This is a genomic window from Streptomyces sp. NPDC002537, assembly GCF_053594975.1.
The window spans coordinates 110,372-125,825 of sequence record NZ_JBSFWT010000010.1 but is presented as its reverse complement, the minus strand read 5'-3'; the positions used below and the strand labels follow the sequence as shown (position 1 = coordinate 125,825).

14 protein-coding genes are annotated in these 15,454 nt (G+C 73.2%); 5 read left to right on the top strand and 9 right to left on the bottom strand.

All coding sequences use genetic code 11. From position 1 onward, the window contains the following. Positions 1 to 301: 301 nt before the first annotated feature. From ACWD4A_RS07705 to ACWD4A_RS07680, 6 genes are all read right to left on the bottom strand, one after another. Entirely contained in the window at positions 302 to 553 is a 252-nt protein-coding gene (locus ACWD4A_RS07705) for a hypothetical protein (RefSeq protein WP_451190642.1), read from the bottom strand. Positions 554 to 628: 75 nt separating this feature from the next. Further along, positions 629 to 895: a DUF2277 domain-containing protein gene (locus ACWD4A_RS07700; protein ID WP_451190639.1), complete on the bottom strand. Its 267-nt coding sequence runs from the start codon at positions 893 to 895 to the stop codon at positions 629 to 631. 50 nt (positions 896 to 945) lie between these two features. Beyond that, positions 946 to 2,163 (bottom strand): MFS transporter, encoded by a 1,218-nt coding sequence (locus ACWD4A_RS07695; RefSeq protein ID WP_451190637.1) that lies wholly within the window; start codon positions 2,161 to 2,163, stop codon positions 946 to 948. Positions 2,164 to 2,322: 159 nt separating this feature from the next. Further along, positions 2,323 to 3,264, bottom strand: a complete 942-nt coding sequence (locus ACWD4A_RS07690) for an endonuclease/exonuclease/phosphatase family protein (RefSeq protein ID WP_451190656.1) — start codon at positions 3,262 to 3,264, stop codon at positions 2,323 to 2,325. Between the two features lie 275 nt (positions 3,265 to 3,539). Then, the gene (locus ACWD4A_RS07685; RefSeq protein ID WP_451190635.1) at positions 3,540 to 4,196 is read right to left on the bottom strand and encodes a TetR/AcrR family transcriptional regulator C-terminal ligand-binding domain-containing protein; all 657 of its coding nucleotides are present in this window, start codon (positions 4,194 to 4,196) and stop codon (positions 3,540 to 3,542) included. Further along, a complete protein-coding gene (locus ACWD4A_RS07680) occupies positions 4,193 to 5,872 on the bottom strand; it encodes an MFS transporter (protein ID WP_451190632.1) in 1,680 nt (559 codons plus the stop codon). Before ACWD4A_RS07680 ends, ACWD4A_RS07685 begins: the two co-directional genes overlap by 4 nt. A 158-nt stretch (positions 5,873 to 6,030) precedes the next feature. Between ACWD4A_RS07680 and panB the strand changes: the two genes are divergently transcribed. The 3 genes from panB (at position 6,031) to ACWD4A_RS07665 (ending at position 8,841) form a co-directional block, all read left to right on the top strand. Next, the gene (gene panB, locus ACWD4A_RS07675; RefSeq protein WP_451190630.1) at positions 6,031 to 6,912 is read left to right on the top strand and encodes a 3-methyl-2-oxobutanoate hydroxymethyltransferase; all 882 of its coding nucleotides are present in this window, start codon (positions 6,031 to 6,033) and stop codon (positions 6,910 to 6,912) included. A gap of 64 nt (positions 6,913 to 6,976) precedes the next feature. Then, positions 6,977 to 8,008: an ATP-binding cassette domain-containing protein gene (locus ACWD4A_RS07670; protein ID WP_451190628.1), complete on the top strand. Its 1,032-nt coding sequence runs from the start codon at positions 6,977 to 6,979 to the stop codon at positions 8,006 to 8,008. Next, positions 8,005 to 8,841, top strand: coding sequence for an ABC transporter permease (locus ACWD4A_RS07665; protein ID WP_451190626.1), 837 nt, complete (start codon positions 8,005 to 8,007; stop codon positions 8,839 to 8,841). Before ACWD4A_RS07670 ends, ACWD4A_RS07665 begins: the two co-directional genes overlap by 4 nt. 21 nt (positions 8,842 to 8,862) lie before the next feature. Here the strand turns inward: ACWD4A_RS07665 and ACWD4A_RS07660 are convergent, their stop codons facing one another. Then, a complete protein-coding gene (locus tag ACWD4A_RS07660) occupies positions 8,863 to 12,522 on the bottom strand; it encodes an AfsR/SARP family transcriptional regulator (protein ID WP_451190624.1) in 3,660 nt (1,219 codons plus the stop codon). Between the two features lie 186 nt (positions 12,523 to 12,708). Here ACWD4A_RS07660 and ACWD4A_RS07655 point away from each other — a divergent pair, with 186 nt between their 5' ends. Continuing rightward, the gene (locus ACWD4A_RS07655) at positions 12,709 to 13,515 is read left to right on the top strand and encodes a site-2 protease family protein (RefSeq protein WP_451190621.1); all 807 of its coding nucleotides are present in this window, start codon (positions 12,709 to 12,711) and stop codon (positions 13,513 to 13,515) included. Between the two features lie 10 nt (positions 13,516 to 13,525). On the opposite strand, the gene ACWD4A_RS07650 is transcribed toward ACWD4A_RS07655, so the two are convergent. Both ACWD4A_RS07650 and npdG read right to left on the bottom strand, forming a co-directional pair. Further along, positions 13,526 to 13,720: a hypothetical protein gene (locus tag ACWD4A_RS07650; RefSeq protein WP_451190619.1), complete on the bottom strand. Its 195-nt coding sequence runs from the start codon at positions 13,718 to 13,720 to the stop codon at positions 13,526 to 13,528. A gap of 92 nt (positions 13,721 to 13,812) precedes the next feature. After that, positions 13,813 to 14,517 (bottom strand): NADPH-dependent F420 reductase, encoded by a 705-nt coding sequence (gene npdG, locus ACWD4A_RS07645; RefSeq protein ID WP_451190617.1) that lies wholly within the window; start codon positions 14,515 to 14,517, stop codon positions 13,813 to 13,815. Between the two features lie 299 nt (positions 14,518 to 14,816). Here npdG and ACWD4A_RS07640 point away from each other — a divergent pair, with 299 nt between their 5' ends. Then, positions 14,817 to 15,449 (top strand): hypothetical protein, encoded by a 633-nt coding sequence (locus ACWD4A_RS07640; RefSeq protein ID WP_451190615.1) that lies wholly within the window; start codon positions 14,817 to 14,819, stop codon positions 15,447 to 15,449. Positions 15,450 to 15,454 lie beyond the last annotated feature (5 nt).

Genomic DNA, 15,454 nt, shown 5'->3' with positions numbered 1-15,454 from the left:
GTTGCGGCGGCGACGAGCCAAAAACCAGCCCGTCCGGCGCTTGAGGACGCGACCGCAGGGAGCCCCCGCCGCAGGCGGCGAACCAACCCGCACCGTCGCAACGGCGACAAGCCAAAAACAGCCCGTCCGGCGCTTGAGGACGCGACCGCAGGGAGCCCCCGCCGCAGGCGGCAACGGACCCGCACTCAGTAGTGCCCAGGACCATTCGCCTCGGGGCAGACCACCACCGACCCGTCCGGCTGGGCGATGAGCCCCTTGCCCTCGCAGTGCTGACACGGCTGTTGCTGCTGCCGCTCCTCGCTCATGCCGACTCCCCCCGCGGAATTCTGAAGACGTGCCCGCACCCTTCGTAAGTGATCCGCCCCCCGCTGAGCGTGCCCGGTTCGAGCATCACGGACGACGGCAGTCGGCCGCACCCCGGACAGGTGAGGAATCCACTGCGCACGGGGATGACGACCGGCACCCCGGACGACATCTCCAGATGGATTCCGCCCTGCACGCAGTACTGGCGGATCTCCGATACTTGGCCTTCGGTGAGCGTCGGCTGTGTCATGGCCTGATGGGACCACTCCCCTTTCCTTCTCGCCGTACTGGTCATTCCCCGGGAAGCGCCCGGCAGTTGGGCGGCTCACCCGATGGGGGGACGCGCCCCGGGTCGCGCCCCGGCGGCCGGGGTCCCGCGCCGTACGCCGCCCCGTACCTCCAGCCCGTCGAGCAGTTGTCGCGTCGCCGTTGCGACGGCTTCCACGGCCTCGTCGAACACGGCGCGGTTGTGCGCGGCGGGTGCCCGGAACCCGGACACCTTGCGCACGTACTGCAACGCCGCCGCGTGGATGTCCTCGGCGTGCACCTCGGGCGTCACCGGCGGCCTGAGCGTCTTGATGCTGCGGCACATGTTTCCAGTGTGGCGCGCGCCGCCGAGGGCGCGCCGCCCATGGCCAAGGGTCAGCCGACCCGCTCGGGGGCCGCCGCCGTCCGCTCGCCGGAGGCGACCACCCGGGACGGACCCGTGACGCCCGTCGGGTCCCGGTCCAGCAGTCCCGCGGTCACCGCGACGGCCAGGCCCACGACCGCCAGGGCCGCGCCGACCAGCGTCGGGGAGGTCCAGCCCCAGCCCGCCGCGATGGCGACGCCGCCGAGCCAGGCGCCGCCCGCGTTGGCCAGGTTGAACGCCGAGTGGTTGGAGGCGGCGGCCAGGGTGGGGGCCCGCCGCGCCTTGTTCATGATCAGCATCTGGAGCGGGGTGGTGGTGAGAAAGCCGACCGCGCCCAGTACGACCACGGTGACCAGCGCCGCCCACTTCACATGGACGGTGAAGTCGAAGACGACCAGGACGGCGGCGAGCGCGGCCAGCGAGCCGTAGAGCGTGGGCCGCAGCGCCCGGTCGGTCAGCGGGCCCGCGACGAGCGCGCCGATCGTCATGCCGGTGCCGAAGAGGGCGAGCACCACCGTCACGGAGGACTCGGCGAAGCCGGTGACCTCGGTCATCATCGAGGCGAGGTAGCTGTAGACGGCGAACACCCCGGCGAAGCCGAAGACCGCGGTGAGCAGGCCGAGCAGCACCTGCCGGTCGCCGAGGGCGCGCAGTTCCTGCCCGAGGCCCTCGCCGTGCTCGCGCGGGATCCGCGGGACGAGGGCGGCGAGCGCGGCCATGGCCACCAGGCCGATGCCCGTGACGACGAGGAAGGTGGCACGCCAGCCGAGGTGCTGCCCGAGGAGGGTGGCGGTGGGCACGCCCACGATGTTGGCGACCGTGAGCCCGAGGAACATCGTCGCGACGGCCCGCGCCTGCCGGCCCTCGCTCACCAGCCGGGCGGCGACGACCGCGCCGACGCCGAAGAACGCGCCGTGCGGCAGCCCCGCGAGCACCCGCCCGGCGATGAGGAGTCCGAAGGACGGGGCGAGCGCGGAGGCGAGGTTCCCGATGGTGAAGAGCCCCATCAGCATCACCAGCATGCGCTTGCGCGGGACGCGGGAGCCGAGGGCGGTGAGCAGCGGGGCGCCGACGACGACACCGAGGGCGTAGGCGGAGACGAGGTGGCCGGCCGTGGGCACGGAGGTGCCCAGGTCGTCGGCGACGTTGGGCAGCAGCCCCATCATCACGAACTCGGTCGTTCCGATACCGAAGGCGGAGACCGCGAGGGCGAGCAGCGCCAGGGGCATGAGGGGACCTTTCGGAGGGCGGTGTTCCGTACGGGGTGCCACAGGTCTCCCCATGGAAAGTTCCCCATAAGAACAAAGCCTCCCGGTCGAATGTTCCCCTCACGTTCCCTTTTGTGAACGTGAGGGTGAACGACTGGGTGAACAGCCGGGGGCGGCCGGTCAGAGCTTGACGCGGGCCGCCACCGGCAAATGGTCGCTGCCCGTGTCCGGGAGGGTCCAGGCGGAGACCGGCGCCATGCCGCGCACCATGATCTGGTCGATGCGCGCCATCGGGAAGCTCGCGGGCCAGCTGAAGCCGAAGCCGTCGCCCGCGGCGCCCTGGGCGGAGCGGAGCTGCGAGGTGATGGGGGCGAGCGCCCGGTCGTTCATGGTGCCGTTGAGGTCGCCGAGCAGGATGACCTTCTTCTCCGGCTCCTTGGCGATGGCCTCGCCGAGCGCCTCGGCGCTGTTGTCGCGCTGTCCGGCGGTGAAGCCCGCGTTGAACTTCACGCGCACCGACGGCATGTGCGCGACGTAGACGGCGACGGGGCCCTGCGGGGTGTGGACGGTGGCGCGCAGCGCCCGGGTCCAGCCCATCCGGATGTCGACGGGCTGGACGAGTTCGAGCGGGTACTTGCTCCAGATGCCGACCGTGCCCTGCACCGAGTGGTACTTGTAGGTGCTCGCGAGCGCCCGCTCGTACGTGGGGACGACGGACGGCTTGAGCTCCTCCAGCGCCATCACGTCCGCGCCCGTGGCGGCGACGTCCTTGGCGGTGCGCGCCGGGTCGGGGTTGTCGGCGTTGACGTTGTGCGTGAGGACCGTGAAGTTGCCGCCCTTGGCGGACTTCTCGGTGAGCAGCCCGCCGAAGAGGTTGACCCAGGCGATCGCCGGGAGCAGCAGGGCGATCAGCGCGGTCGCCGAGCGGCGCAGCACGGCGAGGACGAGCAGCACCGGTATGCCGAGTCCCAGCCACGGCAGGAAGGTCTCGGTGAGGCTGCCGAGGTTGCCGACCCGGTTGGGCAGGTGGGTGTGGAGCAGCATCAGCAGCCCGAGGAGGACGGCGAGGGCGGCGACGACGATGCCGCGCCGCCAGACGCCGCGGCCCCGCCACTGGTCCATGAGGCGCCGGGCCCGGGATCCGGCGCGCTCCGGGCCGGTCCCGTCGCTGCCCGTCTCCTGCATGTACGCCTGCGCCATCGACTGCCTCACTGATCGTCCGCTGCGGCCCCCGCACGACCATAGGTGATCTTCGTGGGGGAATCGGTCCGCGCGCCCCGGGCGGGGCGTCGGTCTGGAGGACGAGTGCCCGGCCCGTACGGGTTCCGGTGTCCGGGCCGTACGGGCGGGCTGTGACACAACGGGCATATTCGAGCGGTGTGCGGCCGCTCGGGCGGTCAGTGGGCGGGCCGGTCGCGGCGCGGCCGGGCGCCCTCCATGACGGCGTCGACGATCTCCTCCGCCAGCCCCTCCGGGAGCTCCTCCCATTCGTGGAGGACGGCCCGGGAGAGCATGGGGCTGATGAACAGGTCGGCGAGGAGCCCGACGTCCAGGTCGGTGCGCAGTTCCCCGGCGGCCATGCCGCGCCGCAGCACCGTGTGGACGGTCTCGCGGCGGGCGAGGATGACCTTCTCGTGGTACTGGTTCCAGAGCCTGGGGTGGGCCTTGACCTGGCCGAGGACGGTGCGCAGGACGGCGGAGGAGCGCTTGGCGAGGCCGCGCCGCCGCAGCTGTTCCAGGACGGCGACGAGGTCGTCGCGGACGGGGCCGCCCGGGAGCTGCGGCTCGGCGTCGTCCATGGAGCGCAGCACGTCGAGCATCAGCTCCTCCTTGCCCGCCCAGCGGCGGTAGAGGGTGGCCTTGCCGACGCCCGTCTCGCGGGCGATCCCCTCCATCGACAGGTCGCCGATGGTGACGCCCTCCTCCAGGAGGCGCAGCACGGTCTCGACGACCGCGGTGTCGACGGCGGCGTTGCGCGGGCGGCCGCGCCGCTCGGCGGGCGCGGGCCCGGGGACCGTGGTCCCCGTCGTGCGGCCCCTCGTCCGGTCGGTCATGCCCCGGCTCCCGCCTGTGCCTTCTCCGCGTCCGGCCGGCTGTCCGCCGGGCCCGTACGGGTCGCGGCGCGGCCCGGCAGGAAGAGCGCGACGACGACGGCGCCGAGCAGGGCGACGGCGGAGGAGCCCAGCACGGTGACGTGCATGGCGTGGATGAAGGCGTCCTTGGCCGGGGAGACGAGCGCCTGGCCGGCCGGTCCGAGCTTCCCGGCGATGCCGAGGGTGGCCTCGATGGACTCGCCCGCCGCGTGCCGCGCGGGGCCGGACAGCCCGGGGACGGCGTCGAGCCGGTCGGAGATGCCGGAGCGGTAGGTGGTGGAGAGCACCGAGCCGAGGACGGCGACGCCGAGCGCGCCGCCGACCTGCCGGAAGGTGTTGTTGACGGCGGAGCCGGAGCCCGCCTTCTCCCGGGGCAGCGACTGCATGATCGAGACGGTGGCGGGCGGCATGATGTGCGCCATCGCGGTGCCCTGGACGAAGAACAGCACCTCCAGGACCCAGATCGGGGTGTCGACGTCGAGCAGCAGGAAGCCCGCGGTGGTGGCGGAGACCAGCACCATGCCGACGGCGCACACGGCCTTGGCGCCGAACTTCTCCACGACGAGGCGGGCGCGTGGCGCGAAGAACATCTGGGCGGCGGCGAGCGGCAGGAGCAGCAGGCCGCTCTGCAGCGGGGTGTAGCCGCGCACGCTCTGGGTGTAGAAGACGATGAAGAACGTGGTGCCCATCAGCGCGAAGAAGACCAGCGCGATGGAGGAGACCGCGGCGGAGAAGGCGGGGTTCTTGAAGTACCGCACGTCGATGGCCGGGTGCGCGCTGCGCCGCTCGTGCAGGACGAAGGCCACCAGGATCAGCAGTCCGCCGCCGACCGTGCCGTAGACCTCGGGCTCGGTGAAGTCGGCGAGCTGGCCGCCCTTGATGATGCCGTACACCAGCAGGACGAGGCCGACGACGGACAGCAGCACGCCGACGGGGTCGAGGCGGCCGGGCCGGGGGTCCTTGGAGTCGGGGACGAGCAGCACCATCGCGATCACTCCGGCGATCACGATCGGGACGTTCACGAGGAAGACCGAGCCCCACCAGAAGTGGTCGAGCAGTATCCCGCCGGTGATCGGCCCTATCGCGATGGCGAGTCCGACGGCGCCGGCCCAGATGCCGATGGCCTTGGGCTGCTCCTCGCGCTCGAAGACGTTCATGATGATGGCGAGCGTGGCGGGCATCACGAAGGCGCCGCCGAAGCCCATCACGGCGCGGAAGGCGATCAGTTCGCCGGAGGAGCCGGAGAACGCGGAGAGCACCGAGCCGATCCCGAACACGACCATGCCGAAGATCAGGACCTTCTTGCGGCCCAGCCGGTCGCCGAGCAGGCCCGCGGTGAACAGTATTCCGGCGAAGACCAGCGTGTAGGCGTTGATCGCCCACTCCAGCTGGCTCTGGGTGGCGCCGAGGCCGGTGGGCGCGGGGGAGGCGATGGTCTTCATCGCCACGTTGAGGATCGAGCTGTCCAGCACCACGATCAGCAGGCTGAACAGCAGCACCGTGAGGATCGCCCACCGTCTGCGGTGGACCGCCTCGGGGACTCTGCGGGCGGGGGGCGCCGCGGCGGCGCCGGAGGGGTCCGGGGAGGGGTCGGAGGGGGTGCCGGAGGAGCCGGCCCCGGGGGGAACAGTCGCCATGCGGGCCAGCGTAGACCCTTTACGATACGAACCCGTCTCGTATTGGAAAGTTTTTGCGAAGGACCGCTCTGGTCTGCCCGCACGGGGCGTGTCAGCATGGAAGCGATCCGGGGACGCCGTCAGGGCGCCTCGAGACGACTTTCACAGGAGCCACCGCCATGACGCACGCCCAGCCGACCCCCGACAGCAGCCCGGCCGACCCCAAGGCCGGCCCCAAGGCGCTGTACGGCGGGACGAGTTCCCGGCGCATCACCGTCCGCGACATCGCCGCCGCCAAGGCGCGCGGCGAGAAGTGGCCCATGCTCACCGCCTACGACGCGATGACCGCCTCCGTCTTCGACGAGTCCGGCATCCCCGTCCTGCTGGTCGGCGACTCCATGGGCAACTGTCACCTCGGCTACGAGTCCACCGTGCCCGTCACGATGGACGAGATCGCCGTCCTGTCCGCCGCCGTCGTACGCGGCACCAAGCGCGCCCTCGTCGTCGCGGACCTGCCCTTCGGGTCGTACCAGGAGGGCCCCGTGCAGGCGCTGCGCAGCGCCACCCGGCTGGTGAAGGAGGCCGGCGTCGGCGCGATCAAGCTGGAGGGCGGGGAGCGCTCCGCCGACCAGATCAAGCTGCTGGTCGAGGCGGGCATCCCGGTGATGGCGCACATCGGCCTCACCCCGCAGTCCGTCAACGCCTTCGGCGGCTATCCCGTGCAGGGCCGCGGCGAGGAGGCGGCGCAGCAGCTGCTCCGCGACGCGAAGGCCGTCCAGGAGGCGGGCGCCTTCTCGGTCGTCCTGGAGCTGGTGCCCGCCGAGCTGGCCGCGGAGGTCACGCGCACCCTGCACATCCCGACCGTCGGCATCGGCGCCGGTCAGGACTGCGACGCGCAGGTGCTGGTGTGGACCGACATGGCGGGCATGACGTCCGGCCGCGTCCCGCGCTTCGTCAAGCAGTACGCGCAGCTGCGCGAGGTCCTCGGCGGGGCGGCGCGCGCCTTCGCGGAGGACGTCGTGGGCGAGGTGTACCCGGCCGAGGAGCACTCCTTCCACTAGGCGTGTCGGCCGCCTGTAGGTCCGTTGTCGGCGCGTTGTCAGTGGTGCCTGTCACGGTAGGCACATGACGCGAAACGACATCTCGAACCGCGGCGGGAACGCCGTCGAAGTCCGGGGCCTGGTCAAGCACTTCGGTGCGACCAAGGCCCTGGACGGGGTCGATCTGGATGTGCGCGAGGGCACCGTCCTCGGCGTACTGGGCCCCAATGGCGCGGGCAAGACCACTCTGGTCCGCGCCCTGTCCACCCTTATCAAGCCCGACGCGGGCACCGCCCGCGTCGCGGGCTACGACGTGCTGACCCAGCCCCGGCAGCTGCGCCGGGCCATCGGCCTGACCGGCCAGTACGCCTCGGTCGACGAGAAGCTGTCCGGCTTCGAGAACCTGTACATGATCGGGCGGCTGCTCGACCTCTCCCGCAAGGAGGCCCGGCAGCGCGCCGCCGGGATGCTGGAGCGCTTCTCGCTCACGGAGGCCGCCAAGCGGCCCGCCGCGCAGTACTCCGGCGGCATGCGCCGCAGGCTCGACCTGGCCGCCTCCATGATCGGCCGCCCGGCGGTGCTCTATCTGGACGAGCCCACCACCGGCCTCGACCCCCGCACCCGCAACGAGGTGTGGGAGGAGGTCCAGCGGATGGTCACCGAGGGCGCCACCGTCCTGCTGACCACGCAGTACATGGAGGAGGCCGAGCAGCTCGCCCACGAGCTGACGGTCATCGACCGGGGCCGGGTGATCGCGGGCGGCCGTGTCGACGAGCTCAAGGCGAAGGTCGGCGGCCGCACCCTGGTGATCCGCCCGGCCGACCACCGCGAACTGCCCCGGATGGTGGGCGCGCTGGCCCAGGCCGGTCTCGACGGGGTCGCGGGGGCGACCGCGGACGAGGCGGCGGGCACCGTCAGCGTTCCGCTGATGAGCGACGAGCAACTGACCGCCGTCATCGGCCTGTTGACGGAGCGCGGCTTCGCCGTCGCCGACATCGGCACCCATCTGCCCAGCCTCGACGAGGTGTTCCTGGCCGTCACCGGCCAGAAGGCGTCCGCTCCGGCGGGCGAGGACGACGAGGGCAACAAGGACGCACTCCAGGAGGTCGCCGCGTGAGCACCACAACGGCAACGGCAACGGCGGGCGCGCCCGCGCAGGCACCCACCGGCGAGGGACGGATCGGCCTGCGGGCCCATCTGCGGCACATCGGGGCGCTCGCCCGCCGCAACATGCTCCAGATCAAGCAGGACCCGGAGTCGATGTTCGACGCCGTGCTCATGCCGATCATCTTCATCCTGCTGTTCACCTATGTCTTCGGCGGCTCGATCGCGGGCAAGGGCCACGAGCGGGAGTATGTGAACTACCTGGTCCCCGGCCTGATGGCGATGATGGGGATGAACATCTCCATGGCCGTCGGCACGGGCATCAACGACGACTTCAAGAAGGGGGTGATGGACCGCTTCCGCACCATGCCGATAGCCCGGTCCTCGGTCCTCATCGCGAAGATCGTCGTCGAGGTCGGCCGGATGCTCATCGCGACGTCGATCCTGCTGGCCATGGGCTTCGCCCTGGGGCTGACCATCGAGACCTCGGTGCTGCACCTGCTCGCCGCGGTGGCGCTGGCCATGGTCTTCGGCGCCTCCCTGATGTGGATCTTCATCCTGCTGGGCCTGACCATGCGGACCGCGCAGGCCGTCCAGGGCGTCGCGATGCTGGTCCTGATGCCGCTCCAGTTCGGCAGCTCGATCTTCGCGTCGACCTCGAAGATGCCGGGCTGGCTGGAGACGTTCACGAAGTACAACCCGCTGTCCAACCTCGCCGACGCCGCACGCCACCTCATCAACGGCGGGCCGGTGGCCCACTCGGTGTGGATGGTGCTCGCCTGGTCGGTCGGCATCACGGTGGTGACCGCCCCGCTGGCCGTCACCCGGTTCCGGAAGAAGACCTGACCGGGCGGCCCGGTGATCGCGTCATACGAGGGCGGCGGCCTCCTCCTCGGTGAGGGTGCCGCCCTCGGCGTGCGCGCGCTCGAAGGCCGCGTCGCCCAGGGCGGCCCGCGCCCCGGCCATCGCGCGCTCACGGATCTCGATCTCGGTGGACATCATGGGGTAGTCGCCGGGGCGCAGCGCCTCCGCGGCGCCCAGCAGGCGCGCCGAGGTCGACGCGGCGTCCGCGCCGCCCGGTCCGGCGTGGGCCGGTCCGGCATGGGCCAGTTCGGCATAGGCCAGCGCCGCGCACATCAGCTGGGCCGCGGGCAGTTGCGGCACGACGAGCCGGGCCAGCGGGTCGTCGCTCAGCGCGAGGGCGGTGCGCAGCCGGGGCAGCGCTTCGGCGGGCCGCCCCTCCAGGACGTCGAGCCAGCCGAGCTGTCCGTGCATCGCGCTCGCGAGGACCGCGAAGGACGCCTTGCCGAACTCCCCCATCACCCCGGTGAACAGCTCCCGCGCCTCCGCCGTGCGGCCGTCGCGGGCGATCCGGGCCCCGAGCTGCATCCGGGCGAAGGCGGAGGACTCCGGGTTGGCCTTCCTGTCGGCGTCCTCGATGACCTCGCGCAGCATCCGCTCGCCCTCGGCGAGGTCCACGGCCCCCGACTCCAGCAGCGCCTCCGCGAGGCGGGCCCGCAGCGCGGGCGACTCGGACGTCGCGCCGATCTCCCGGACCAGGTCGATGGCCTCGCGGTAGTCCGCCGCGGCGAGCGCGAACTCGCCGCGCCGCTCGTACGCTTCGCCGCGCCCCGTCAGCGCCTGGGCGATACCCCACGCGTCCCCGAGCCGGCGGAAGATCCGCAGGGCCTCGTCGGCGTCCCGCGCGCTCTGGGCGAGGCCGCCGGTGCGGTCGTTGAGGACCTTGGCGCGCAGCTGGAGGGCGTTGGCGAGCTCCCAGTCGTAGCCGAGCTCGCGGCACATCCCCACGCTCCGTTCGATGGCGGCGTCCATGCCGTCGAAGTCGGCGGAGAGCATGATCGCGAAGAACCACAGGGAGCCCGGGACACGGCAGTTCTGCGGCTGTCCCTCGCCGTACGCCTCGAGGACGCCGCGCAGCCGCTGCTGGACCTCCGGGCTGCCGATCGCCTGGAAGTTGCCCTCGATGTTGGCGACCGCGATCAGCCGCACCCCCCGGCGGGCCTCGGCGAGAAGCTCCGGCTCCATGGGCGGCGGGGTGTCGATGCAGTTGACGTGGATCGGCGGGGCCGGCACGACGGGTTCGGCGAAGGGGTCGGGCCCGAGCGCCCCGGCCGCCTCCGCCCACGTCCGGGCGTCACCGCGGTGGTCCCGCAGCGACCAGAACCAGGCCAGGGACAGCACCAGGCACAGCGCCTCCTGCTCCTCCCGGGCGGCGACGGCGCGGCGCAGGGCGGTGCGGAGGTTGTCGTGCTCCAGCTCCAGCAGGTCCAGGCTGGCCCGCTGCCGGGGGCCACGCAGCAACGGCTCGGTGGTACGGGCCAGTTCACGGTAGGCGGCGAGGTGGCGGCGCTCGACGGCGGGCCGTTCCCCGGCCTCGTCCAGCCGCTCGGCGGCGTACTCGCCCACGGTCTCCAGCAGCCGGTAGCGCATCTCGCCGCCGGGGGCGGGCGCGGCGACGACGAGCGACTTGTCGACCAGCGAGCCGAGGAGCGCGGCGACGTCCCGCGCCGTCACGTCCCCCTCGTCCGCGCACGCCTCTTCCGAGCACACCTCTTCCGCCTGGGCGAGGTAGCAGCCGCCCGCGAAGACGGACAGCCTGCGCAGGACGGCGCGTTCGGGGGCGTCGAGGAGGTCCCAGGACCAGTCGACGACCGCGCGCAGGGTCTGCTGTCTGGGCAGGACGGTACGGCTGCCGGAGGTCAGCAGCCGGAAGCGGTCGTCGAGGCGGTCGGCGAGACTCCGGGGGCTGAGCATCCGGAGCCGGGCGGCGGCCAGTTCGATGGCGAGCGGCAGCCCGTCCAGCCGTCGGCAGATCTCGGCGCACGCCTCGGGGTCGTCCTCGACGCGGAAGCCGGGGCGGGCGGCCGCGCCGCGGTCGGCGAGCAGCCGCAGGGCGACGGGGTCGGGCAGCGGCTCCACGGGCCGCACCAACTCACCCGGCACGGCCAGGGGTTCGCGGCTGGTGGCGAGCACGGTGACGTCCGGGCAGTGGGCGAGGAGCGTCTCGGCGAGGAGCGCGGCGGCGTCGACGACGTGCTCGCAGTTGTCGAGCACGAGCAGCATGCGGCGGGGCGCGCAGTGCTCGGCGAGCCGGGCCAGCGGGTCGAGCCCGCCCGCCTCGGCGGCGGCGCGCATCCCCTCGGCGGCGGTGCTCCTGACGACGGTCTCGCGCGCGCCCAGCGCGGTGAGGACCGCCTCGGGCACGGTGCCGGGGTCGTCGACGGGCGCCAGTTCGGCGAACCAGACGCCGTCCGGCCAGCCGCCGTTCCCGGCCGCGGCGGCTGCGGCGGCCGCAGCGGCCTCGGCGGCCTCCTGCGAGAGCCGCGTCTTCCCGGCCCCGCCGGGCCCGAGCAGCGTGACCAGCCGGTGCCGCCCGAGATCGGCCCGTATCAGCTCCAGCTCGCCCTCCCGCCCGACGAACGAGGTGAGCCGGGCGCGCATGTTCCCTCGCGGGACGGGGGCGCCGTGCGGCGGGCGCCCGAGGACGTCGTGCGATGCGGCTCCGCCGTGCGGCGGACGCCCGGGGTGCGCCCCGGGCGCGCTGTACGGCCCGGACGACCCGGCGACTCCGCCCGGCGCGATGACCGTGTCGACACCGTGCGGCGCGGGTACGGGGGCGCCGTGCGGCCCGGCGGCTCCGCCCGATGGGGCGGCCCCGTACGCGCCGTGCGGCGCGGCTCCGTACGGCTCGGTGGGCCCGTACGGCTCGGTGGGCCCGTACGGCCGGGACGCGGGTGCGGCGGCGCCATTGGCACCCCGCGGTACGGGCGCGGGCGCGTCGCCCCGGTCCGGTGCCAGCAACTCCGCGTGGAGGGCGCGCAGTTCGGGGCCCGGGTCGGCGCCCAGCCGGTCGGCTATCGCGGTGCGGACCGTCTCGTACGCCGCGAGGGCCTCCGCCGGGCGGCCCGCGGCGCGGAGGGCGCGGAGGAGGAGGGCGTGCAGCGGCTCGTCCAGGGGGTGGTCGGCGCAGAGCTCGGTCAGTTCGGGGAGGACCCGGCCGGCCCGCCCGAGGGCGACCGCGGCGGCGAGCCGCGTACGGCGGGCGTCCAGGTGGCGGGACTCGTGCCGGGCCGCCATGGCCGCCCGGCCGGGGAGGTCGGCGAGCACGGGCCCGCGCCAGAGGGCGAGGGCCTCGCCCAGCAGGGCGTCGGCCCGCTCCGGGTCACCGGCGGCGAGCGCGGCGGCCCCGTCGTCGGCGAGCCGCTGGAAGCGGTGCAGGTCGACGTCGTCCGGCTCGGCGCACAGCCGGTAGCCGCCCGCGGTGGAGGCCACCGCCCCGGGCCCGAGCGCGCGCCGCAGCCGTCCGACGAGCGCCTGGAGCGCGCCCGCCGCGTCGGCGGGCGGTTCGCCGTCCCAGACCGCGTCGATCAGCGCCTCGGCGGTGCGGATACGCCCCGGGTGCAGGGCGAGAGCCGCGAGGAGGGAGCGCAGCCTGGGGCCGCCGAGGGCGGTGGGGTGACCGTCGTCGGTATGGGCCTGGGTGGTGCCGAGGATGCCGTAACGCACGGCCCCATTGTCCCCCGGCGTGTCCAGCCGGTTTTCGCCGTCGGCCCGCCGGGCCCGTCAAGCGTGGCCGTCAAGGCGGGCCCGCACGTGGCGACAGGCGGGGGCGGAGCAAGTACGGTCGCCCGGTACGTTCGTAAGGCCGGGGCATTCCCGGCGGCACAGGCATATCCACAGGAGCGCACACCTATGTCAACAGCGACCCGCGGCGAACGGCGCGTGAGCCCCGTTTTCCTCGCCCTCGTCGCCATCATGGCGGTCTCCATATGGGCGGTGTGGACGGACTTCTCGGCGAGCCCCGGCTTCGCCGTCTTCCTCTTCATCGTCTCCGGCTGGATCGTCTCGCTCTGCCTGCACGAGTACGCGCACGCGCGGACGGCTCTGTTCGGCGGGGACAGCTCGGTGGCGGCGAAGGGCTATCTGACGCTCGACCCGCTGAAGTACACCCACGCCGTGCTGAGCATCGTGCTGCCCGTGATCTTCGTGATCATGGGCGGGATCGGTCTGCCGGGCGGCGCGGTCTTCATCGAGCGGCACCGCATCCGCGGCCGCTGGCGGCACAGCCTGGTGTCGGCGGCGGGCCCGCTGACGAACGTCCTGTTCGCGGCGGTGGTCGCGGCGCCGTTCTGGCTGGACGCGATGGACGGGGTGCCGGACCACTTCCGCTACGCGCTGGGCTTCATGGTGCTGCTCCAGGTCACGGCGGCGATCCTGAACTTCCTGCCGGTGCCGGGGCTGGACGGCTACGGGGTGATCGAGCCCTGGCTGTCGTACCGCATCCGGCGCCAGGTGGAGCCGTTCGCGCCGTTCGGCATACTCGCGGTCTTCGGCTTCCTGTGGATCCCGGAGGTGAACCACGCCTTCTTCGACATGATCGACTCGGTGCTGCGCGGCCTGGGCGTCACGGAGTGGGACACCTACTGGGGCCGCCAGCTCTTCCGCTTCTGGCAGGGCACACCGGACATCCCGCCGCTGACGGGCATGGTGATCGACTGACGGTGAGCGGCTAACGGCCGCCCGCGGCCTGCTCGGCGGCCCGGTCGTTCTTCGCCTTGCGCACGTAGTACCAGGCGATGTTGGAGGAGACGCCGAGCAGCAGGACCCAGACGATGCCGAGCCAGCTGCCCTGGACGAACGAGATGACGGCCGCCACCGTCGCGAGGACGCATACGGCGATGGCGTAGAGGGCGAGGCGGGGCATGGGGGACGGCTCCTGTCCGGGGGCACATGTGCGTACGATCCCGTCCATTGTCGCGCAGCCGTCCCCCGCCACCGCCCCGGCCCCGGCCCGGGTCACACGTCGGTGACGCGCAGCCCCGCGTGGGCCTTGTAGCGGCGGTTCACGGAGATCAGGTTGGCGACCAGCGACTCCACCTGGTGGGCGTTGCGCAGCCGGCCCGCGAACACGCCGCGCATGCCGGGGATGCGGGCAGCCAGGGCCTGGACGAGGTCCGTGTCGGCCCGCGCCTCGCCGAGCACCATCACATCGGTGTCGATCTCGGCGATCTCCGGGTCGGAGAGCAGCACCGCGGACAGGTGGTGGAAGGCGGCGGTGACCCGCGAGTCCGGCAGCAGGGTGGCGGCCTGCTCGGCGGCGCTGCCCTCCTCCGGCTTGAGCGCGTAGGCGCCCTGCTTGTCGAAGCCGAGCGGGTTGACGCAGTCGATCACGAGCTTCCCGGCGAGCTCCTCGCGGAGCGACTCCAGGGTCTTCGCGTGGCCGTCCCACGGCACGGCGACGATCACGATGTCACTGCGCCGCGCGCACTCGGCGTTGTCGGCACCCTCGACACCGAGCCCGAGTTCGGCGGCGGCGGTCCGCGCGCGCTCCGCGGCCCGCGACCCGATGATCACCCGCTGCCCGGCCTTCGCGAACCGGTACGCGAGCCCGCGCCCCTGATCCCCGGTCCCGCCGAGTACGCCGACGGTCATGCCGGAGACGTCGGGCAGCGCCCAAGGGTCCTTGGCGGGGGCCTTCTTCGTGTCATCAGAAGTAGTCATGCGGCGATCCTGCCACGGGGCCGCCGAGGGCCCGCCCGCGGCGGGCTTGTTCCCCACCCCGCCGACCGCGCTCCGCGCGGTGTCCTCAAACTCCCCCAGCTACCGCTGGGAGGTGCCCCCAGGACGGGCTGGATTGTGCGGACCGTGGCTCTTTGACCTACGGCCCACAAACTTACGGCCCGCAGGCGGCGAACGGCGAGGCAGCCGGGGACGCACCCCCGGCGGAACACCACACCATTCGGGTGAGAATCCCCGTACCCCACCCCCAGGCGGCAGCCGCTACGGCATCCTGCGGACGCATGGATGCCGTACGCGTCGCGCTGCTGCGCGAAGTCCTCGCCGGAACGGAATGGCTCCAGTCGACCCGCCGCTTCGCCGGCACCCTGCGGTCCTCGGTGGCCCGCCACCGCGGCGGCCTGCTGCTCGTCGGGACCGCGGAGTACGAACCCTGGCACCTGGCCGCGCACTTGGACGACGAGGCCGCCTGGTCCGGGCTGCCCGAGCTGTCGCCCACCCTCGTCCGGCACCGGGTGCCGCCCGGTGTCCCGGCGCACCTGTCGGTCGGGCTCGGCCGGCTGGCGGCCGCGCGGCGGGGCGAGACGCTGCTGGTGGTGACGGCGCGGGTGCCGGAGGCGGAACTGCTGGAGCGGGTGCACGACGTACGGCGCGGCGGCGCGACCGTGCTGGCCCTGGACGGCGCCTCGGACGGTGCGGAGTCCGAGCTGTGCGCCCTCGCGCACGACCGGCTGTCGGTGCCCGCGACCCCGTCCCCGTCCTCGACGGCCACGGAGCTCGACTTCGACACGGTGCAGCACCTGGTCAGCGCCGCCGCCGGGGAGAACGCTCCGCCCGTGCCGCGCGGCCACCGCTTCCGCGACCGGCTGGCCCGGCTCGCGGACCAGCTGACGGCCCCGCCCCCGCCCCGCTGGTGAAAATC